The organism is Bacillus sp. BB51/4 (assembly GCF_008368845.1).
Taxonomy (GTDB): domain Bacteria; phylum Bacillota; class Bacilli; order Bacillales; family Bacillaceae_G; genus Bacillus_A; species Bacillus_A wiedmannii.
The window spans coordinates 92,353-109,293 of the sequence record NZ_QOSC01000012.1; the positions used below are offsets into that span (position 1 = coordinate 92,353).

The 16,941-nt window shown below is 33.1% G+C and carries 19 protein-coding genes and 1 pseudogene; 15 read left to right on the forward strand and 5 right to left on the reverse strand.

Annotated features, from left to right (window positions below):
• The first annotated feature begins 40 nt into the window (after window positions 1–40).
• The gene (locus DN392_RS15110) at window positions 41–1,837 is read left to right on the forward strand and encodes a Xaa-Pro dipeptidyl-peptidase (protein WP_061673360.1); all 1,797 of its coding nucleotides are present in this window, start codon (window positions 41–43) and stop codon (window positions 1,835–1,837) included.
• Between the two features lie 78 nt (window positions 1,838–1,915).
• On the opposite strand, the gene DN392_RS15115 is transcribed toward DN392_RS15110, so the two are convergent.
• Window positions 1,916–2,197 (reverse strand): hypothetical protein, encoded by a 282-nt coding sequence (locus tag DN392_RS15115; RefSeq protein WP_088321428.1) that lies wholly within the window; start codon window positions 2,195–2,197, stop codon window positions 1,916–1,918.
• Window positions 2,198–2,399: 202 nt separating this feature from the next.
• Between DN392_RS15115 and DN392_RS15125 the strand changes: the two genes are divergently transcribed.
• The 3 genes from DN392_RS15125 (at window position 2,400) to DN392_RS15135 (ending at window position 4,234) form a co-directional block, all read left to right on the forward strand.
• On the forward strand, window positions 2,400–3,164 hold the full coding sequence (locus tag DN392_RS15125; protein ID WP_061673361.1) for a class I SAM-dependent methyltransferase: 765 nt from the start codon (window positions 2,400–2,402) through the stop codon (window positions 3,162–3,164).
• Window positions 3,165–3,367: 203 nt separating this feature from the next.
• Complete coding sequence (locus DN392_RS15130; RefSeq protein ID WP_000432423.1) at window positions 3,368–3,631, forward strand: hypothetical protein; 264 nt, start codon at window positions 3,368–3,370, stop codon at window positions 3,629–3,631.
• Window positions 3,632–4,003: 372 nt separating this feature from the next.
• Window positions 4,004–4,234 (forward strand): hypothetical protein, encoded by a 231-nt coding sequence (locus DN392_RS15135; protein WP_000789031.1) that lies wholly within the window; start codon window positions 4,004–4,006, stop codon window positions 4,232–4,234.
• 262 nt (window positions 4,235–4,496) lie between these two features.
• Here the strand turns inward: DN392_RS15135 and DN392_RS15140 are convergent, their stop codons facing one another.
• Entirely contained in the window at window positions 4,497–4,928 is a 432-nt protein-coding gene (locus DN392_RS15140; protein WP_000942285.1) for a cytidine deaminase, read from the reverse strand.
• A 171-nt stretch (window positions 4,929–5,099) separates the two neighbouring features.
• Between DN392_RS15140 and DN392_RS15145 the strand changes: the two are divergent.
• Both DN392_RS15145 and DN392_RS15150 read left to right on the forward strand, forming a co-directional pair.
• Window positions 5,100–5,183 (forward strand): annotated as a pseudogene (locus tag DN392_RS15145) (ankyrin repeat domain-containing protein); the annotation flags it as partial.
• A complete protein-coding gene (locus DN392_RS15150) occupies window positions 5,180–5,776 on the forward strand; it encodes a DJ-1/PfpI family protein (protein WP_000608992.1) in 597 nt (198 codons plus the stop codon). The pseudogene DN392_RS15145 and the gene DN392_RS15150, both read left to right, overlap by 4 nt.
• A 20-nt stretch (window positions 5,777–5,796) precedes the next feature.
• On the opposite strand, the gene DN392_RS15155 is transcribed toward DN392_RS15150, so the two are convergent.
• Window positions 5,797–6,723 (reverse strand): aldo/keto reductase, encoded by a 927-nt coding sequence (locus DN392_RS15155; RefSeq protein ID WP_016087503.1) that lies wholly within the window; start codon window positions 6,721–6,723, stop codon window positions 5,797–5,799.
• Window positions 6,724–7,010: 287 nt separating this feature from the next.
• Between DN392_RS15155 and DN392_RS15160 the strand changes: the two genes are divergently transcribed.
• From DN392_RS15160 to dltD, 7 genes are all read left to right on the forward strand, one after another.
• On the forward strand, window positions 7,011–7,367 hold the full coding sequence (locus DN392_RS15160; protein ID WP_001228711.1) for an FtsB family cell division protein: 357 nt from the start codon (window positions 7,011–7,013) through the stop codon (window positions 7,365–7,367).
• A 259-nt stretch (window positions 7,368–7,626) separates the two neighbouring features.
• Window positions 7,627–7,953 carry a DUF3870 domain-containing protein gene (locus DN392_RS15170; protein ID WP_000271317.1) on the forward strand — a complete coding sequence of 109 codons (327 nt, stop codon included), beginning with the start codon at window positions 7,627–7,629 and terminating at the stop codon, window positions 7,951–7,953.
• Window positions 7,954–8,106: 153 nt separating this feature from the next.
• Window positions 8,107–9,168: a dipeptide epimerase gene (locus DN392_RS15175; protein ID WP_131233602.1), complete on the forward strand. Its 1,062-nt coding sequence runs from the start codon at window positions 8,107–8,109 to the stop codon at window positions 9,166–9,168.
• A 39-nt stretch (window positions 9,169–9,207) separates the two neighbouring features.
• Window positions 9,208–10,209, forward strand: coding sequence for a C40 family peptidase (locus tag DN392_RS15180; RefSeq protein WP_064057121.1), 1,002 nt, complete (start codon window positions 9,208–9,210; stop codon window positions 10,207–10,209).
• A gap of 20 nt (window positions 10,210–10,229) precedes the next feature.
• Window positions 10,230–11,852 carry a peptide ABC transporter substrate-binding protein gene (locus tag DN392_RS15185; RefSeq protein WP_064057122.1) on the forward strand — a complete coding sequence of 541 codons (1,623 nt, stop codon included), beginning with the start codon at window positions 10,230–10,232 and terminating at the stop codon, window positions 11,850–11,852.
• A gap of 118 nt (window positions 11,853–11,970) precedes the next feature.
• The gene (locus tag DN392_RS15190) at window positions 11,971–12,498 is read left to right on the forward strand and encodes a GNAT family N-acetyltransferase (protein WP_064057123.1); all 528 of its coding nucleotides are present in this window, start codon (window positions 11,971–11,973) and stop codon (window positions 12,496–12,498) included.
• A gap of 267 nt (window positions 12,499–12,765) precedes the next feature.
• Window positions 12,766–13,947, forward strand: a complete 1,182-nt coding sequence (gene dltD / locus DN392_RS15195) for a D-alanyl-lipoteichoic acid biosynthesis protein DltD (protein ID WP_000782316.1) — start codon at window positions 12,766–12,768, stop codon at window positions 13,945–13,947.
• 40 nt (window positions 13,948–13,987) lie between these two features.
• Here dltD and DN392_RS15200 read toward each other — a convergent pair whose 3' ends face one another.
• Window positions 13,988–14,212, reverse strand: coding sequence for a hypothetical protein (locus DN392_RS15200; protein ID WP_000558706.1), 225 nt, complete (start codon window positions 14,210–14,212; stop codon window positions 13,988–13,990).
• Window positions 14,213–14,352: 140 nt separating this feature from the next.
• Between DN392_RS15200 and DN392_RS15205 the strand changes: the two genes are divergently transcribed.
• Complete coding sequence (locus tag DN392_RS15205) at window positions 14,353–14,841, forward strand: hypothetical protein (protein WP_064057124.1); 489 nt, start codon at window positions 14,353–14,355, stop codon at window positions 14,839–14,841.
• Between the two features lie 40 nt (window positions 14,842–14,881).
• Here the strand turns inward: DN392_RS15205 and uptA are convergent, their stop codons facing one another.
• Window positions 14,882–15,487, reverse strand: coding sequence for an undecaprenyl phosphate transporter UptA (gene uptA, locus DN392_RS15210; protein ID WP_000254813.1), 606 nt, complete (start codon window positions 15,485–15,487; stop codon window positions 14,882–14,884).
• A 276-nt stretch (window positions 15,488–15,763) separates the two neighbouring features.
• Between uptA and DN392_RS15215 the strand changes: the two genes are divergently transcribed.
• Complete coding sequence (locus tag DN392_RS15215) at window positions 15,764–16,879, forward strand: HD domain-containing protein (protein WP_000275978.1); 1,116 nt, start codon at window positions 15,764–15,766, stop codon at window positions 16,877–16,879.
• Window positions 16,880–16,941 lie beyond the last annotated feature (62 nt).

Consider the following 16,941-nt stretch of genomic DNA (forward strand, 5'->3'; position numbering starts at 1 on the left):
AGTGTATAGTAAAAGGAGAAATATATGGGGAGGGAAGGGTATGGGGAAAAAGAAAATAGCAATTACATTATCAACAATCTTATCTTTATCAGTCACATCAGGAGTTTCTAGTATGACTGCGTATGCAGACAATAAAGAAACAAACTACATAAATGAGAATGACGTGAAGTTAAATGTGAAAGTTTCAGAAGGGGTACAATCAAATACGAAGATAGAATTAGAAAATGGAATGACAAAACCCATTTATTCGCTTGATGAAGCAATTATTGAAAATTTATTTGTGGAAACAGAAGTTGATAGTGATCGAGATGGAAAAAAGGATCGTGTATCAGTAAAGGTTATGCGTCCAAAAACTAATTCGAATGTGAAAGTTCCCGTTATTTATGAAATGAGTCCATATCGATCTGGCTTAAAAGATGTTCCTGTATATAATGTAGATGAAGAATTGTATGCGTATGAAGGGAAACCGTATGGAGCTGTTAATCTTGGTTCATACGGAAATTATTATGTGCCAAGAGGCTATGCAGTCATTTTAGGTGAAAGTATAGGAACTGGAAAATCAGACGGATGTCCAACTACTGGGGATGAGCAAGAAATATTAGGGACGAAATCTGTCATTGATTGGGTGAATGGACGTGCGAAAGCATATACAGAAAATGGTGAGGAAGTTAAGGCTGATTGGTCAACAGGAAATGTAGGGATGACAGGAGTATCTTATAATGGTACGTTACCGAATGCTGTTGCGACGACTGGTGTTGAAGGGTTAAAAACAATTATTCCAATCGCAGCGATTAGTAGTTGGTATGATTATTATCGTGCAAACGGTGCAGTCATTGCGCCTGGTGGATACCAAGGAGAAGATACAGATAACATGGCAGAAGCAGTTCTAACAAGAGAAAATCCTGAAGTTTGCGGACAAGTAATAAAAGAGCTAACAGCTGGACAGGACCGGAAAACTGGTAATTATAATGATTTTTGGGATAAACGTAATTATGTAAAAGATGCTAAAAACGTAAAAGCGAGTGTATTTGTTGTTCATGGTTTAAATGATTGGAATGTAAAGACGAAGCAGTTTGCGCAGTGGTGGGAAGCACTTGGAGAAAATGATGTCCCTCGTAAAATGTGGTTACATCAAGGTGGACACGGTGGAACATCAACAAATGATTGGCAAAGAACACAAAATAAATGGTTCGATTACTGGTTGTATGGAATTGAAAATGGGATTATGAATGAACCGATGGTGGATGTACAACGTGAAAATAAAACTTGGGATAAAATAAAAAATTGGCCGGATCCAGCAGCTGTGCCGTCAAAAGTTCGTATGTATTTAAGTAACAAAGCAGTTAATTTGCCATTAAGTATGGGCTCTGCAAATAAAGTTTTCTCATTCGTGGATGATGCAAAAATGAAATCAAATCAATTAATAGCAAACCCAGAATTAGAAGTAGCCAATCGATTAGTGTATACAATGCCTGTACTTCAAAAAGATACGCGTATAAGCGGTACACCAAAGATTTCAATTACAGGAAATATTGATCGATCTGTATCAAATTTAACTGCTTTACTTGTTGATTATGGTGGAGCAAAGCCGGAAATTGTAACGAGAGGCTGGATGGATCCACAAAACTTAAAGAGTATAGAAAATTCAACAGCGATTCAACCGGGCAAAGATTATACATTCACATGGGATATGCAGCCTGATGATTATGTATTTAAAGTGGGGCATCAAATAGGGGTCATTTTAATCGCTAGTGACTATGATTATACGATTAGACCGAAAGCAGGCACGAAGCTTACAGTAAAATTAAGTGAAGTGACATTACCGATTGTGAAATAAATGATTTTTAATGAAGAGCTTACTATATAGTAAGCTCTTTAAACTTTGAAATATAAATGCATTACCAATACCATGAGTTTAATATGAATTTTTATTAGCAGAAACAAAAATACTTATGATAAATAAAACAATCGCATTTAAGATTAAAAGTCCACTAAACGTTAACCCAGCAGCACCTCCAGCGAATCCATCTCCAACTTTTTCACCAATTACATGCAAAATGGTGAAGAAAACGATGGGGGAAGAAAGAATGAAAATGCCACTGGTAATTCTCCATATTTGCCTATATTTCTTTGCAATAAAGAAAATTACAGCATTAAAAGCAATAAGAAGTAAAAGAAATATAATGAATGAATTCATCATATCCTCCTTCTGGTAAAATTCCGAATTTTCATTTTTATATTTTCATCTAGAAGGAAATATTATACAATATGATTATATTCTATGGAAAGCGAGTGATATATTATGACAGTCAGCTCTTTCGAATTTTTATTAAAAGTAAAGGTACAGGAAGATTAATTGAGTTGAAATCTTCCGTACTTAAAAACGGAGGAGAAAATAAATGTTTAGTTTTTATAGTACACTTTGCACGGAACTTTATGATTACACAAAACCTGTCGGTTATTCTTTAAATGGTGATATTGAGTATTATCAAGAACGTTTAAAAAATGGTAGAGGAAGAATTCTAGAAGCAGCAGTAGGATCAGGTCGGGTCATCATCCCACTTCTTGAGGCTGGTTTTACAGTGGATGGGATAGATTATTCACCTGAAATGTTAGATTCTTGCCGTATACGCTGTACAGAGAGAGGTTTACATCTTAATTTATATGAAGGAAGCTTACAAAAATTTTCACTGCCGCATAAATATGAGGCAATTATCATTCCGACTGGATCTTTTTGTTTAATTGAAAATCGAGATGATTCTATAAACGCATTGAAATGTTTTTATGAACATCTTAATCCTGGGGGACGATTAATTGTAGATATTATGCTTCCGCATGACTGGAAGACTGGAGAGATTCATACATCGACTTTTTCTTTACCAAGTGGAGACGGAATTACATTAGAAAATAAATCAATTGAAATAGATTGGCTGAACCAAGTTACTCTATCATATTTAAAATATGAAAAATGGAGTAAAGGACAGTTAGTACAAACAGAACTACAGCGCTTTGCGATGCGCTGGTATGGGATAGACGAGTTCAGACTTCTGTTAGAAAGTATAGGTTTCTCTAACATTACTTGCTCTGCTGACTATGTTTATGAAAAAGAACCGTCAAATGCAAATCAAATGTTTACTTTTGAAGCTGTGCGAAACGAAAAATAAAAGAACTATCTATGAAAATAAGGTAATTGATATAATATCGATTGCCTTATTTTAATTGTATATTGCTTACATGTTATTACGTTTCATTGTCCAAGCATTCTGCTACTAACTACATATACTATTTATGTTAAAGTCAGCTACTATTTTATATAGGGCTGTTATTTTCCTATAAATGCTATTTTAGTGAAGTGGGAGGAATCAATTTGGAAAACGTAGAACAAGATAGAATTGAAAATCAAGTGTATTCAAATCGTGTAGTAAGATCAGAATTTGATGCGAATTGGGAAACATGTATATCAAAAAGCGGTTATGTAATTTATGTAGCAACAAGTAATAATGCTGAAGTAATAGTACTTCTTGCAGACGGTTCAAGTAAGTTATTAATTTTCGAAAAAGGTGGTAAAGTAGTAGTAGGCGGCGGTGGAACAAGTCATTACAGTAAGCCGCATATTGCAAGAAATATTTAAGGTAGAACATGTTAATTGAGAAGAAACTGGATAACGGTTAGTCAGTCCTGTTTAGAGCATGAATGACTAACCGCTTTTATTTGTTTAAATCATTTTAGTAGAACTTAATTTATTACAAATACTTTTGGATGATCAGAGAAGTTTGAAGGGAATTGTACGGATCAGTATTTGAAATATAATGTAGGGTTTGGAGAATCCTATAAGCAATATAAAAAAGCATTTCCTATTTCGGGAAATGCTTTTTCTATGTTATAGTATAATAGTGTTTTAAAACGATGTTATATTAATATACTTCAAATTTTGTTGTGTATTATTTTTATATTAAATCAGTTGCTTAAGTATTTTTTTATATAAGGAGTAATAATAAGAGAAATGAAAAATATAGACTTTATACTAGAAAGTGATGAGGCATTAAAACCATCTGAACGATTAGTACTATTATTATTAGAGAAGCATAGAATGTTATATACGAACGATCTATTGGCATTATCTAATTTATCATATAAAACTTTAACGGATTCATTAACAGCGCTAGTTTTAAAATCATATGTATTAAAGGAAACAGGTAAGGGAAGAAGACAGAATTGTTATAGATTGGTATGATAAGGTTGCTGATTTTAGAGAGTTCATATTAATGTTTTTCAAATGTAAGGAGAAATTTTATTTTTGTTTTCAAATGAAAAAACGAACCGCGATGCGTACTTAAATATTTGGATTTCATTTTTGTTAATGATGATTTTATAATTATTGAAAATAGAAAAATAAAATAAACTGCATAAAAAAGAAATAAAAAAACAATCCGTTTTAAAAATGGATTGTTTTTTTATTGAAATAATATTATTTGATATGTTGAAAGTATGAATGATTATTCTACTTCGCTTGTATACTTTTCAGGTAATAATTCCATTACGTTACATTTTACCAGTTCACCATTATATGAAAGTATAACGTTCGTATTTATTCCGTAATCACTTATTAATTCTCGACACATACCACATGGAGCAACAACCCAACATTTTTCTATATCTTCATGAGGGTGTGGGTGAGCAACTGCGACAATGGTATCAAATTCATGATCACCTTCTGAAATAGATTTTCCGATCGCCATAGCTTCACCGCATACTGTTATTCTTCCAACATTCGCTTCAACATGCACTGCTGCATAAATATTACCTGCTTTAGTTCTTATAGCTGAACCGATATGATGACGACCGTATTTATAGTTTTTTTCGATTACTTTTTCAGCAGCTTTAATTAAATCATAGTCTTCACTATTTAAAGGCATTACTTGTAACATAATCTCTCCTCCATATTAAACATGATTAGTGTTATTTCAAAAAAAATTTAATATTTAAAATAACAGATAATTATTGGAGAGATAATATTATTATGTAAACTATAGTTTTAACAGGAAAATATCATAATCAATAGAACATATAGAAGAAGGGGAAACTTAAATATTTTGAAAGATGGGAGAACAGCATATTATATTGCATTAGAAAAAGGACATGATCACCTTTTACATCATTTAAAACAGGAAGTGAACGTATGATAAATAAATGGAGTGTGGGCATATTTTTATTTAACGAGGTAGAAGTGTTAGACTTTGCTGGGCCATTTGAAGTTTTTTCTGTAACCGAAGCGGATGAAGAAAAACCATTTACTGTGTATACAGTTAGCCAAAATGGAGAAATGATTACAGCAAGAAACGGATTAAAGGTAAAGCCAGATTATAGTATTGAAGATTTACCACCAGTTGATATTTTAATCATTCCAGGTGGTAAAGGTGTTCGGGAAAATGAAGTGCAAAATGATATTATAATAAATTGGGTTCGTCAGCAAATGAAAGAAGTAAAGCTAATGACTTCAGTTTGTACGGGTGCGCTATTACTTGCGAAAGCCGGTTTACTAGAAGGCTTAAAAGCAACAACGCATTGGGCTAGTATTCAAACTTTCAAAAAAGATTATCCGAATGTAGAAGTAATGGAGAATGTGAAATTTGTAGATGAAGGACACATTATTACATCTGCAGGTATTTCAGCTGGTATTAACATGTCATTTCATATTGTGAAAAATTTGTTAGGTGTGGAGATTGCTGAGGAAACAGCTAAAAGTATGGAATATGATATTGATTTACAAAATTAAAAAGCCCAGGCCGGGCTTTTTTATATTGATTGAATATAGCTAATCTCCTCATCACTCAAAATAGGGCGAACAGACGCATTTGCATTTTCTTGTGCTTGTTTTTCTGTTTTTGCACCTGGGATTACAACACTCACTGCTGGATGAGTGAGTATATAGCGAAGTGCAAGTTGCCCTAAGGTCTGATTTTTATTTGAGAGCAACCGAAGTTTCTCTACCTTTTGTAAGTCTTCTTGAAACCAATTTTCATTTGGCCAATCTTTGCGTAAATCTCCATTTGGAAAAGTTGTTTTATTTGTGAATTTTCCAGTTAAAATACCCATTTTTAACGGCCCACGAATAACAGCTCCTAGATTTTTTTCTTGTAAGAATGGCAAAATATCATTTTCTGGTTTTTGATTCAATATATTGTAATCAATTTGTACGATGTCAATTTCATTGTTTTTATTGAAATGACGAATGTATTGTAAATCATGTGTCGAAACACCGACTGCTCTTACTTTTCCATCACGTTTTAATACTTCAAATGCACGTAAAAATGCTTCTGTTTCTCTACGATTATGCCACCAAATATGACAAAAATAAAGATCAATGTAATCTGTTTGAAGACGTTGTAAACTTGTTTCAAATACGGCGATAATTTTTTCGGGAGTATCATATACAGGATCTCCATTCGGATCGTAGTGATGTCCGATTAAACCGCCTTTCGTTGATAGGATAATATCATTACGATGTCCTTTAATTGCGGTAGACACTAACTTTTCACTATGTCCTAAACCATACACATCTGCAGTATCAATAAAATTCACACCACACTCAATTGCTTTTTTTATAGCGGTTATAGATTGTTTATCGTTAACAGGTCCCCATTCATCACCACCGATTGCCCATGCCCCAAAACCTATTTCAGAGACAGTTATTCCAGTTTTACCTAATGTACGGTAATGCATATTTTTCCCCCTTGTAAGCATGTTATAACATCGATATGTAGGTAAGGTATTTTGTGTGTAAAAAAACTCTTCTACAATAGTAGAAAAAGAATAACAGAAACTACTATTTTATGGCAGCATACATAAAAAAATGCAATGTAAATATGGAAATGTCGTCGAATGCTATCTTTAATTGGTTAATTTGTAAGATATTTTTGTGAAGGAGCTTATTTTATAAGAATAGAATTATAGTTAGTAAGGGATTATGCCGAGGGTAGTGAAAATATATGTGTTAGGGGGATTTCATAATGAGGAAACTCAAGCGAATAAATGTTCCTAATATAGAAGAGCAACTATCACAGCCTAATGAGAAGCGAGCAATTAATAAGAAAAAACTAAGACGATTTATATTCATGTTTATATTTATTGCGGCGGCTACTTTGTACCTTCAATTTATTTTAACGAAACAACAAGAAATAATCGTAGAAAAAAAAGATACTATAACGAATCAAAAAAAACAATTGGTCTCTTTAAAGAAAGATCAGGATTTTTTAAAGACTAACATAGAAAATTTAACAGACGATGAGGAAGAAATTTTGAAGTTTGCGAGAAAAGAATATCAATTTTCTAAGTCAAATGAAACTATATTTGTGTTGCCGAAGTAGTGTAATAGAACAGTTAGCGATTGCTAGCTGTTTTTTTATGTCTGAATGGCATGGTACAAGTAACAATCACATATTGTAAACATGAAGAGTTTAAGCTGTTTTTATAATTATGGAATATACACCGGAATAAGTATTGTTAAAATTCTGTCAATTGTATTATAATACAAGGTAAGCGGATACATTTTTTAATCAACGTTGAGTTTATCACTCATACGACTATTAAGAAAACCGTTATCCCGTATTAGAAAGGAAGATAGCTGTGTACGCTTCAAATACAATTTATATCGTAGGGGATGCGAAAGCACCTCAAAATAATCCTATTACCGAAAAGTTCAAAAGTTATTTTGTAGCATTTGTACTTGTTAAGGAGACAGGGGAAATTGTAGATGCAGATTGCTCAGCGACAATTGCATTAACATCACAATTCGTTAAATATTTGTTTCTACATAAAAATATTAATGATCCACTATTGGTAACAGAAATAAAAAATAGATACTTCGGTTCGTCTCAAAAAGCACTACTTGTAGCATTAAAAGATGCACAGAAAAAATATAATCAAATCGCTGCTTTGTCTACCCATTCCTAGACAAAATCCAGCCATAAGAATCTTCTTATGGCTGGATTTTTTTATTTTACATTAACCTCCTATATGAAAAGCAAGCGAAAGAGGAGATTAATTGCCCGTAAAAAACTAATCTATTTTGTGGATTAAGGTTACACTTTGTCAGACAACGAAAGGATGAACAATATGAAAATTACCGATGTAAAAGTAAATCGTAGACGTGTAAATCTTCATACACCGTTTAAAACGGCGCTTCGTACCGTAACTGAAATAGAAAGTATAGATGTATATATTTATACAGATGCAGGAATTGTTGGGAAGGGTGCTGCAACCGCAACACCAGTTATTACGGGGGATTTCGCTAACGGAATTGAAGAAGCAATTTTAGGACCGATGCGTTCCTGTTTAATTGGTCAAGATATTATTCAATTTCAGCAGTTACTGCAGCACATTCAAATGAGTTGTATTGGAAATCCAAGTGCGAAAGCGGCGGTAGATATTGCTTTATATGATGTGTATTGTCAACACCAAAACGTTCCACTTTACGCATTATTAGGCGGGAAGAAAGAAATTCATACAGATATTACGGTGAGTGTAGATGAACCTTTTATTATGGCGAAAGAGGCAAAGCAACATGTAGAAAAAGGATTTCAAACTTTAAAAATTAAAGTGGGAAAATCTGCTCATTTAGATTTAGAACGTATTGAAGCAATTCGAAATAGTGTACCAAAAAATACGACGTTACGATTAGATGCAAATCAAGGGTGGAATCCAAAAGAAGCGGTTACGATCATTAAAGAGATGGAAAATCGAAATTTAAACATCGAATTTATTGAACAACCTGTTCATGCGAAAGATTGGGATGGATTAAAGTATGTCAAAGATCATGTACAAACGCCCATTATGGCAGATGAAAGCATATTTTCAGCGAGTGATGCATTGAAAATTGTTCAAGGAGGATATGCAGACTTGCTCAATATTAAATTAATGAAATGTGGTGGCATACGTGAAGCGTGGCGTATTGCCGATATTGCCGAAACAGCTGGTGTAAAATGTATGGTCGGAAGTATGATGGAATCTTCACTTTCTGTTAGCGCTGTAGCCCATTTAGCTGCTGCACATCCTAATATTCATTACTTCGATCTGGATGCACCGCTTTGGTTAATGGAAGAACCGGAAGGAATGACGTATTCTGGATCAAAGGTAAACCTTCAATCGACAGTGAATAGTAAATCTTAGGAGAAGAGATTAGTAAACTATCTTTTAAGGGGGATATGTATGAAAAAAGTAGGAACTGCATTTTTAACAACTTTATTTATATTTTCATCGTTTACATCAGCAAATGCTGAAGAGAAGAAAGATAGTAAGGCATTTATCGATGTATCTGCCGCAACACTTTGGACCGCGCCTGATTCATTACGACCAATTGATGTACCAAGCGCTACAAATCCAGTTGATTTATGGAAGTGGACGAAATCAATGACGCTTGATGAGAAACTTTGGTTAACAAATGCAAATAAATTAGAAACGCAAGCGCTATTAGGTCAAGAAGTAACGGTTGTTGATAAAAAAGGGGACTGGGTGAAAGTGTTAGTCCATGGTCAACCAACACCACGAAATGAAGAAGGGTATCCAGGATGGATGCCTGAAAAACAATTAACATATAATCAGGAATTTGCAGATAAAACAAACGAACCTTTCGTTTTAGTAACGAAACCGACAGCTATTTTATATATAAATCCTTCTGAAAAACATAAATCGCTTGAAGTGAGCTATAATACGCGACTTCCTTTACTTAGTGAAGATACAATTTCATACCGCGTATTGTTACCAAACGGGCAGAAAGCTTGGCTACGAAAAAATGACGGAACTGTTTATCGCTCCCAAAATGATATTCCAACTCCGACGGCTGATGATTTAATAAACACAGGGAAAATGTTTTTAGGATTACCATATATATGGGCTGGTACAAGTGGTTTTGGATTTGATTGCTCTGGATTTACACATACGATTTATAAATCACACGGTATTACAATTCCGCGGGATTCTGGTCCGCAATCGAGGAATGGAGTTGCGGTTGATAAAGAACATTTACAAAAAGGAGATTTAATCTTCTTTGCACATGACCAAGGAAAAGGTAGTGTTCATCATGTAGGGATGTATATTGGTGATGGGAATATGCTTCACTCACCGAGGGCTGAAAGATCGGTAGAGATTATATCGCTAAACACACCAGGATATATAGAAGAATACGCTGGTGCTCGTCGTTACTTACCTTAAAAAATAGAGGGGGTTTTTAAATGAAAAAAGTTGTTCGTTACTCATTAGTTAGTACCCTATTAGTTTCTTCAATTTTAGTTGGCTGCGCAAAAGAAAAAACAACGACAAAGCCGAAAGATGAGAAGAAAGTATTACAGTTACTAGAAACGGGTGAAATTCCGTCGTTAAATTCAGGGAAAGTAACAGATGCAGTATCATTTAACGTTTTAAATAACGTAATGGAAGGATTATTCCGCTTATCGAAAAATGATGAAGTGATTGAGGCTGGAGCACAAAAATATGAAGTGAGTAAAGATGGAAAAACATATACATTTCACTTACGTGACGCGAAATGGTCTAACGGAGATCCAGTAACAGCACAAGATTACGTATACGCTTGGAAGCAGCTTATTAATCCGGATACTGCTTCTCAATATGCATACATTGCATACGATGTGAAAAATGCGGAGAAAATAAATAAGAAACAACTAGGGTTAGAGGAATTAGGAGTGAAAGCGACGGATGATAAAACGTTCGTTGTAGAGTTAGAACATCCTGTACCGTATTTTACGAAACTACTTATTTTACCATCATTCTATCCAATTAACGAAAAATATGCGAAAGAACAAGGTGATAAATACGGATTAGAAGCAAATAAAGCAGTGTATAACGGGCCATTTACATTATCTGATTGGAAGCATGAAGCGAGCTTTACAATGAAGAAAAACGATAAGTATTGGGATAAAAAAGAAGTGAAGTTAGATGAAGTAAACTATCAAATTGTTAAAGAAATTTCAACTGCGGTAAATTTATATGAAACAGATAAAGTTGATAGGGCTGTCATTTCAACTGAATTCGTAGATAAATATAAAAATAATAAAGAGCTAAAACAATATACAGATCCGGTTATGTACTTCTTCCGATTCAATGAAAATGTACCGATTCTTAAAAATAAAAATGCAAGACTTGCGCTAAGTACAGTGTTTGATAAGAAAGGACTTGCGACTTCATTTTTAAATGATGGTTCGGTTGCTGCTAACTATTACGTACCAAAAGGATTTTTAAAAGGTCCAGACAAAAAAGATTTTAGAAGTACAGCAGGTGAGTTTAATAAAACTGATGTAAAACAGGCGAAAGAATATTGGGAAAAGGCGAAGCAAGAGACAGGTACAAATGAAATAACGCTTGAGTTATTAAACTATGACTTAGAAAACTTCAAAAAAGTAGGAGAATACATTAAAGAAGAGCTAGAGAAAAACTTACCAGGCTTAAAAGTAAATGTAAAATTACAACCACATACGCAAAAACTGGCGTTAGAGAAGAAGAAAGAATATGAAATGTCATTATCACGCTGGTTACCGGATTATCCAGATCCAATGACTTACTTAGAAGTATTCCTTTCTGGAAGCAGTGTGAACAATACAGAATATGCAAACCCAGAATATGATGCGTTAATTAAGAAGATTAAAACAGAATTAGGTAATGATGAAAAAGCTCGTTGGAAAGCAATGCAAGATGCTGAGAAAATGTTACTGGATGATGCAGTAATTGCACCGGTATTCCAGCGCGGGTTATCATACTTACAAAAGCCATATGTGAAAGATTTATATGTACATCAATTCGGTCCAGCTACAAGTTTAAAATGGGCAGATGTACAAAAATAAAATTATGGAGAAACAGACTTCACATGTGTGATAGTCTGTTTTTTTAGTTAAAGTCGGGTAAATAGTACATGGTATAATGTACTAGTCTGTATAAAATTTTGGAGGGGAATAAAGGTTTATGTTTGTAGAAAAGAAAGTAATACATACCAAAAGGTTATTCATGAGAAAGCCCATTATAGAAGATGTTGATCAATTTTATAGCATATTAAAGGAAGAAGTTGTTGGCAAATGGCTTGCTAAATCAAGAGGAATGTCAAAAGAAGAAGCAAATGATTATATCAGGAAACTTATATTACATTGGGAACAGCATAATTTTGGTGTATGGTTGTTATTCAATAGTGAAACAGGGAAGCTTTTAGGACATTGTGGTTTAAGAAAAGTAGATGAAACAGGCGAAATAGAAATTATGTATTTACTTGATCCGGAGTATTGGGGAAATGGATATGCGTCAGAAGCAGCGGAGGCTTCTATTCAATATGCAAAAGAGATGATGAATGTAAAAAGAATAATTGCTAGAGTAAAAGTAGTAAATGAAAATTCGAAAAAACTTTTACGAAAATTAGGTTTTACATATACTCATGATGTTGATCATAGTGGGCGCTTATTATCATACTTTGAACTCCATACATCATTGGATGAATTATAGACATTTTCTATGTATTTTAACTGATTAAAAATAAAATTATTACTAAAATTCTAGTGTGAAATTTATGTAGAATCTTGTATAATTAACGTGTTTCTATGGAAACATTTTCTTGTGCTATTTATATAGGACTTAATAGGACAAGGAAGGAAATACATACATGTATATAATAGATAAATAGAATGGAACATGTATAGAGAAAAAGGAGAAAAAGATGACGTGTCAAAAACAAGGGTTACAATTTAATAGCGAGAGAAAGAGGAATAACAGATGAAGATGAAGCATGCGTTTGGTCCCATAATTTTAGCGTGTGTGCTTTTTTTCATTATCATACTAATCCCATCGAAAAGTTTAGTATCACTTATTAGTGATAAGAAGGTAGAAGATGCGGCAACTTCCTTACAAAAAGAAAAATTACAAAGTGTTTTCTTACAGCAAAAAATGTTAGAGAATTCGCAGTATTTACCGATGTACGGTTCATCTGAATTTTTACGAATGGATGCATATCATCCATCTAATTACTTCAAAGTGAATCCCGCAGGTTTTACGCCATATTTAATCGGGATTGGCGGTACACAAAGTTTAGCTCATATATTAAATATGACATCTACAATGGATGAATTAGAAGGTAAAAAGGTAGTCTTTGTTCTATCACCACAGTGGTTTACCAAAACTGGTGTATCACAAGGGGATTTTACTAATAATTTCTCCAAACAACAAGCATATCATTTTATTTTTAATGATGAAATAAATGTTGAAATGAAGAAGAAAATTGCGAAACGACTATTAGATTATAAAGTTGTTCAAGAAGATGATATATTAAAAAATTCATTACAGGGTATTGTATATAACGATACAAAACATAACATAAAAGCAGGTTTAGTCAAACCACTTGCTTATATGCATCGAAATATCTTAGATCATAGAGATTTATTTAACTCTATATTTAAGATTGAGCCGATGAAAGAAAAAACAAATATGGGATTACGTTCAATTTCTTGGGTAGATGCACGTAAACATGCGGAGGAAGAAGGGAAAGCGGAATCTACTACAAACGCATTCGGAATTGAAAATCCGTATTATTATAAGAATAATCTGAAGAAAAAACTAAAAGGTCTAAAAAACTTTAGAGCAAATGAATCGTATGAAGAATCACCAGAATATGATGACTTACAAATTGTTTTAGATATTTTTAAAGAGAAAAATGTTAAGCCACTCTTTATTTCTGTACCTGTAAATGGACCGTGGTATGATTACGCTGGTTTCCCTAAAGAACGCCGTGAAGTGTATTATAAAAAAGTTCGGGAACAAGTTGAGAAAGCAGGATACCCAGTAGTTGATTTTTCTGGCCATGAATATGATAAGTATTTCTTAAAAGATACAATTCATTTAGGTTGGAAAGGCTGGATTTACTTTGATGAAGCAGTGCAAAACTTTTATACTGAGAAATAAGTGTGGAGAAAAAGGAACGGCTATAAGCTGTTCCTTTTTTTTAGTATAGAGGATTTTGATTTGGACAATTCGGAAAGGCATGTATATCTTGAATTTGTCTAAAATCATAATGTTTCATTGCGAACTGTGCTTGATAAAGGTATTCATACACATATAATTGACCATCATGTGCTGAACATAATACACCAGAGGTTCCTTGCCCATTGATGAAGGAAATACCGATAGGGCGTCCGATTAAGTATTGTATTTTTTGTTGCCAATGCATAGGGGAACCACTCCTTTTTGAAATAATATACGAAATGAATGAGTGAATTGTTGCTTATCCATGTAATTATGGAGGCTTTTTATACAATTTCTAGAAGACATAAATATGAATGAATTATAAGTGGGAGAAAGGAAGGAATAATGGAGAAAGAAAATATTTTGGAAGAAAAGTTAAATTTAATAGAATGGTGTCAAACGTTGAAGGGATTAGCTGATAATATATGGTTTCAATCTTTTAAAAAAGATTCGTGGGCAATTGCGGATGTGATTTCACATTTTATCGTTTGGGATGTGTTATTAATAAAGCATAGAATTCCATACTTTAAATGTGGACAATGTGTACCAAATGTTCCAATAGATGTTGAGGAAATGAATAAGGGAGCAATTAAATATGCGAGATCTGGTATTTCAAAAGAAGAACTATTAAATCAATTTAGTGTTACTCGTAAACAATTAGTGGATGAAATTGAGCGAATTCCCACCCAATATTTTTATAATGACTACCAATTGGGCACTAAAAAAGTGAGATTAAATAATTACTTTTCATCACTCATTCAGCATGATTTAAATCATAAAGAAGAAATAATGCAATTTCTAATACATAATCAAATCTATAATAAAAACCGCTAACATCCGTAATGAATGAATAGCGGTTTTTTTATTTATATTTTTACGCAAGATTTTTACGCTTTTTTGTCCATTTTTTTATAACGAAGTATAAAAGAATAAGTAAGACGCCACCAATTGCGAATGATTTCACATACGGTCCAGCAATATCATTAATGTTCTCCCAATTTTCACCTAGTTTTTCGCCTAAGTAAATGAAAATGATAGACCAAGGGATGATTGCGATTGCTGTTAACGTAGTGAAACGTAGGAATGACATTTTTGTAATACCAGCAGGAATTGAAATCGCATGACGTACTACTGGAATAAAGCGTGCTGTAAAAATTACGCCAGTTCCGTAACGATTAAACCAATCCTCAGCAGCGTCTATTTGTTTTTTGTGAATAAAAATATATTTTCCGTAACGTTCTAAAATAGGGCGTCCACCGTATCGTCCAATCCAATAAATAAAGATTTGAGCAATAACACCGCCAATTGTACCAAATACAACTGCGCCTAAAAATGAGATACTACCATTAAATACTAAGTATCCCGCATAAGCAAGGACAATCTCACTTGGAATAATCTCAATCATAAGTCCAAGCATAATGCCCCAATAACCTAATCCTTCAAAAAATGTTAATACTGAATGAATAAAACTACTAACCATTGATGCACCTTCTAATTTATGAATTTTTGAATAGATGCGCCTTTATTTAATAACATAAAAGGTTCACTATGTGTATATTATACCTTATTTATATAGGGGATTGCTATTTCAATTCTTTTATGTCTCTCATAAGTATTATAGTAAAGCATATAAGCCCAGTTTTCATGAAGAAATAATGAAAAGATTATTAAAAATTTCTCATATTTCAATGATAATAGACTGAAAATTAAGTATAATAGTGAAGGTCTTTAATTTACAAAAATAGGAGGGGAACGTATGTATATTACAGATCCGATTTATGGACCAATATTTATTCAGGATAGATATATCCTTCAATTGATAGATACAAAAATATTTCAAAGATTGGCCTATATTAAACAACAAGGACATACTTATTTTTTACATGAGAACGCAATACATACGAGGGAAGAACATTCGATAGGTGTATATGTACTAGTAAATAAAGTGATAGAACATCTTACTGAGATTGGTGACATACATTTGTCGGAATATGAACGAAAGCTAGTATCTACTGTAGCCCTTCTACACGATGTTGGACATGGTCCATATTCACATTGTTTTCAGCAAATATCGGGTGAAGATCATGGTGATTGGACGGTACGAATCATTCAAGAGGACGAAGAAATACGCACGATTTTAAATCAGACCCCTGGATTATTAGATGATGTAACGAAAGCTTTAACAGAAGATGGAGTTTTTCCAATTATAGATGAACTATTATTTAATTCATTAGGAATGGATCAATTAGATTTTTGGAATAGAGATTTATATTATTCTACGCTTGAATTAGAGGGCTTACGAATTGAAGAACTGATTGCTAGTATGCGTTTTATTAACGGTAAACTTGTAATTGAAGAATCGGGAATCCCTTTGATCGAACAACTAATGAAAATGAAAGAGGGACTTTATAATAATGGCTTTGGTCATCCGTTTGTAATAGGAAAAGATTTATTGTTGCAATCCATTTTTCAAAAGATAACTGAGAAAAATCTTAAGTTCTATACTACTGAATTACAAAATTTCTTTCATAAAGAAGAGGATTTATTAGTAGAGGACTTTCTCCCATTACAAGATGAAATGATTTTACATGAAATTCAGTGCTTTGCAAAATCAGAGGACAAACAATTAGTGGCGTTAATTCAGCTTTATTTTTCAGGTGCTAAAAGTTTATCATTTGAAAAAGGACTGGAGGGTGATTTTAAAAAGGAAAATACCAAATTAGCGGTAATAACTGAGAAAAAGGCATACAGTTCATATGTAGGTGGTATTTACGTTTTTAGTGAGGGGCAGTTAGATGATATTTTAGAAAAATCCCCTTTTATTCGAGAGATAGTAAGGTTACCTAAAAAAGAATATGCATATTCCATTTGAGTTGATTTAGAAGCTTCAAAATACTTTGTGGGGAATAAACAATATAAATATTCTCTTTTCAC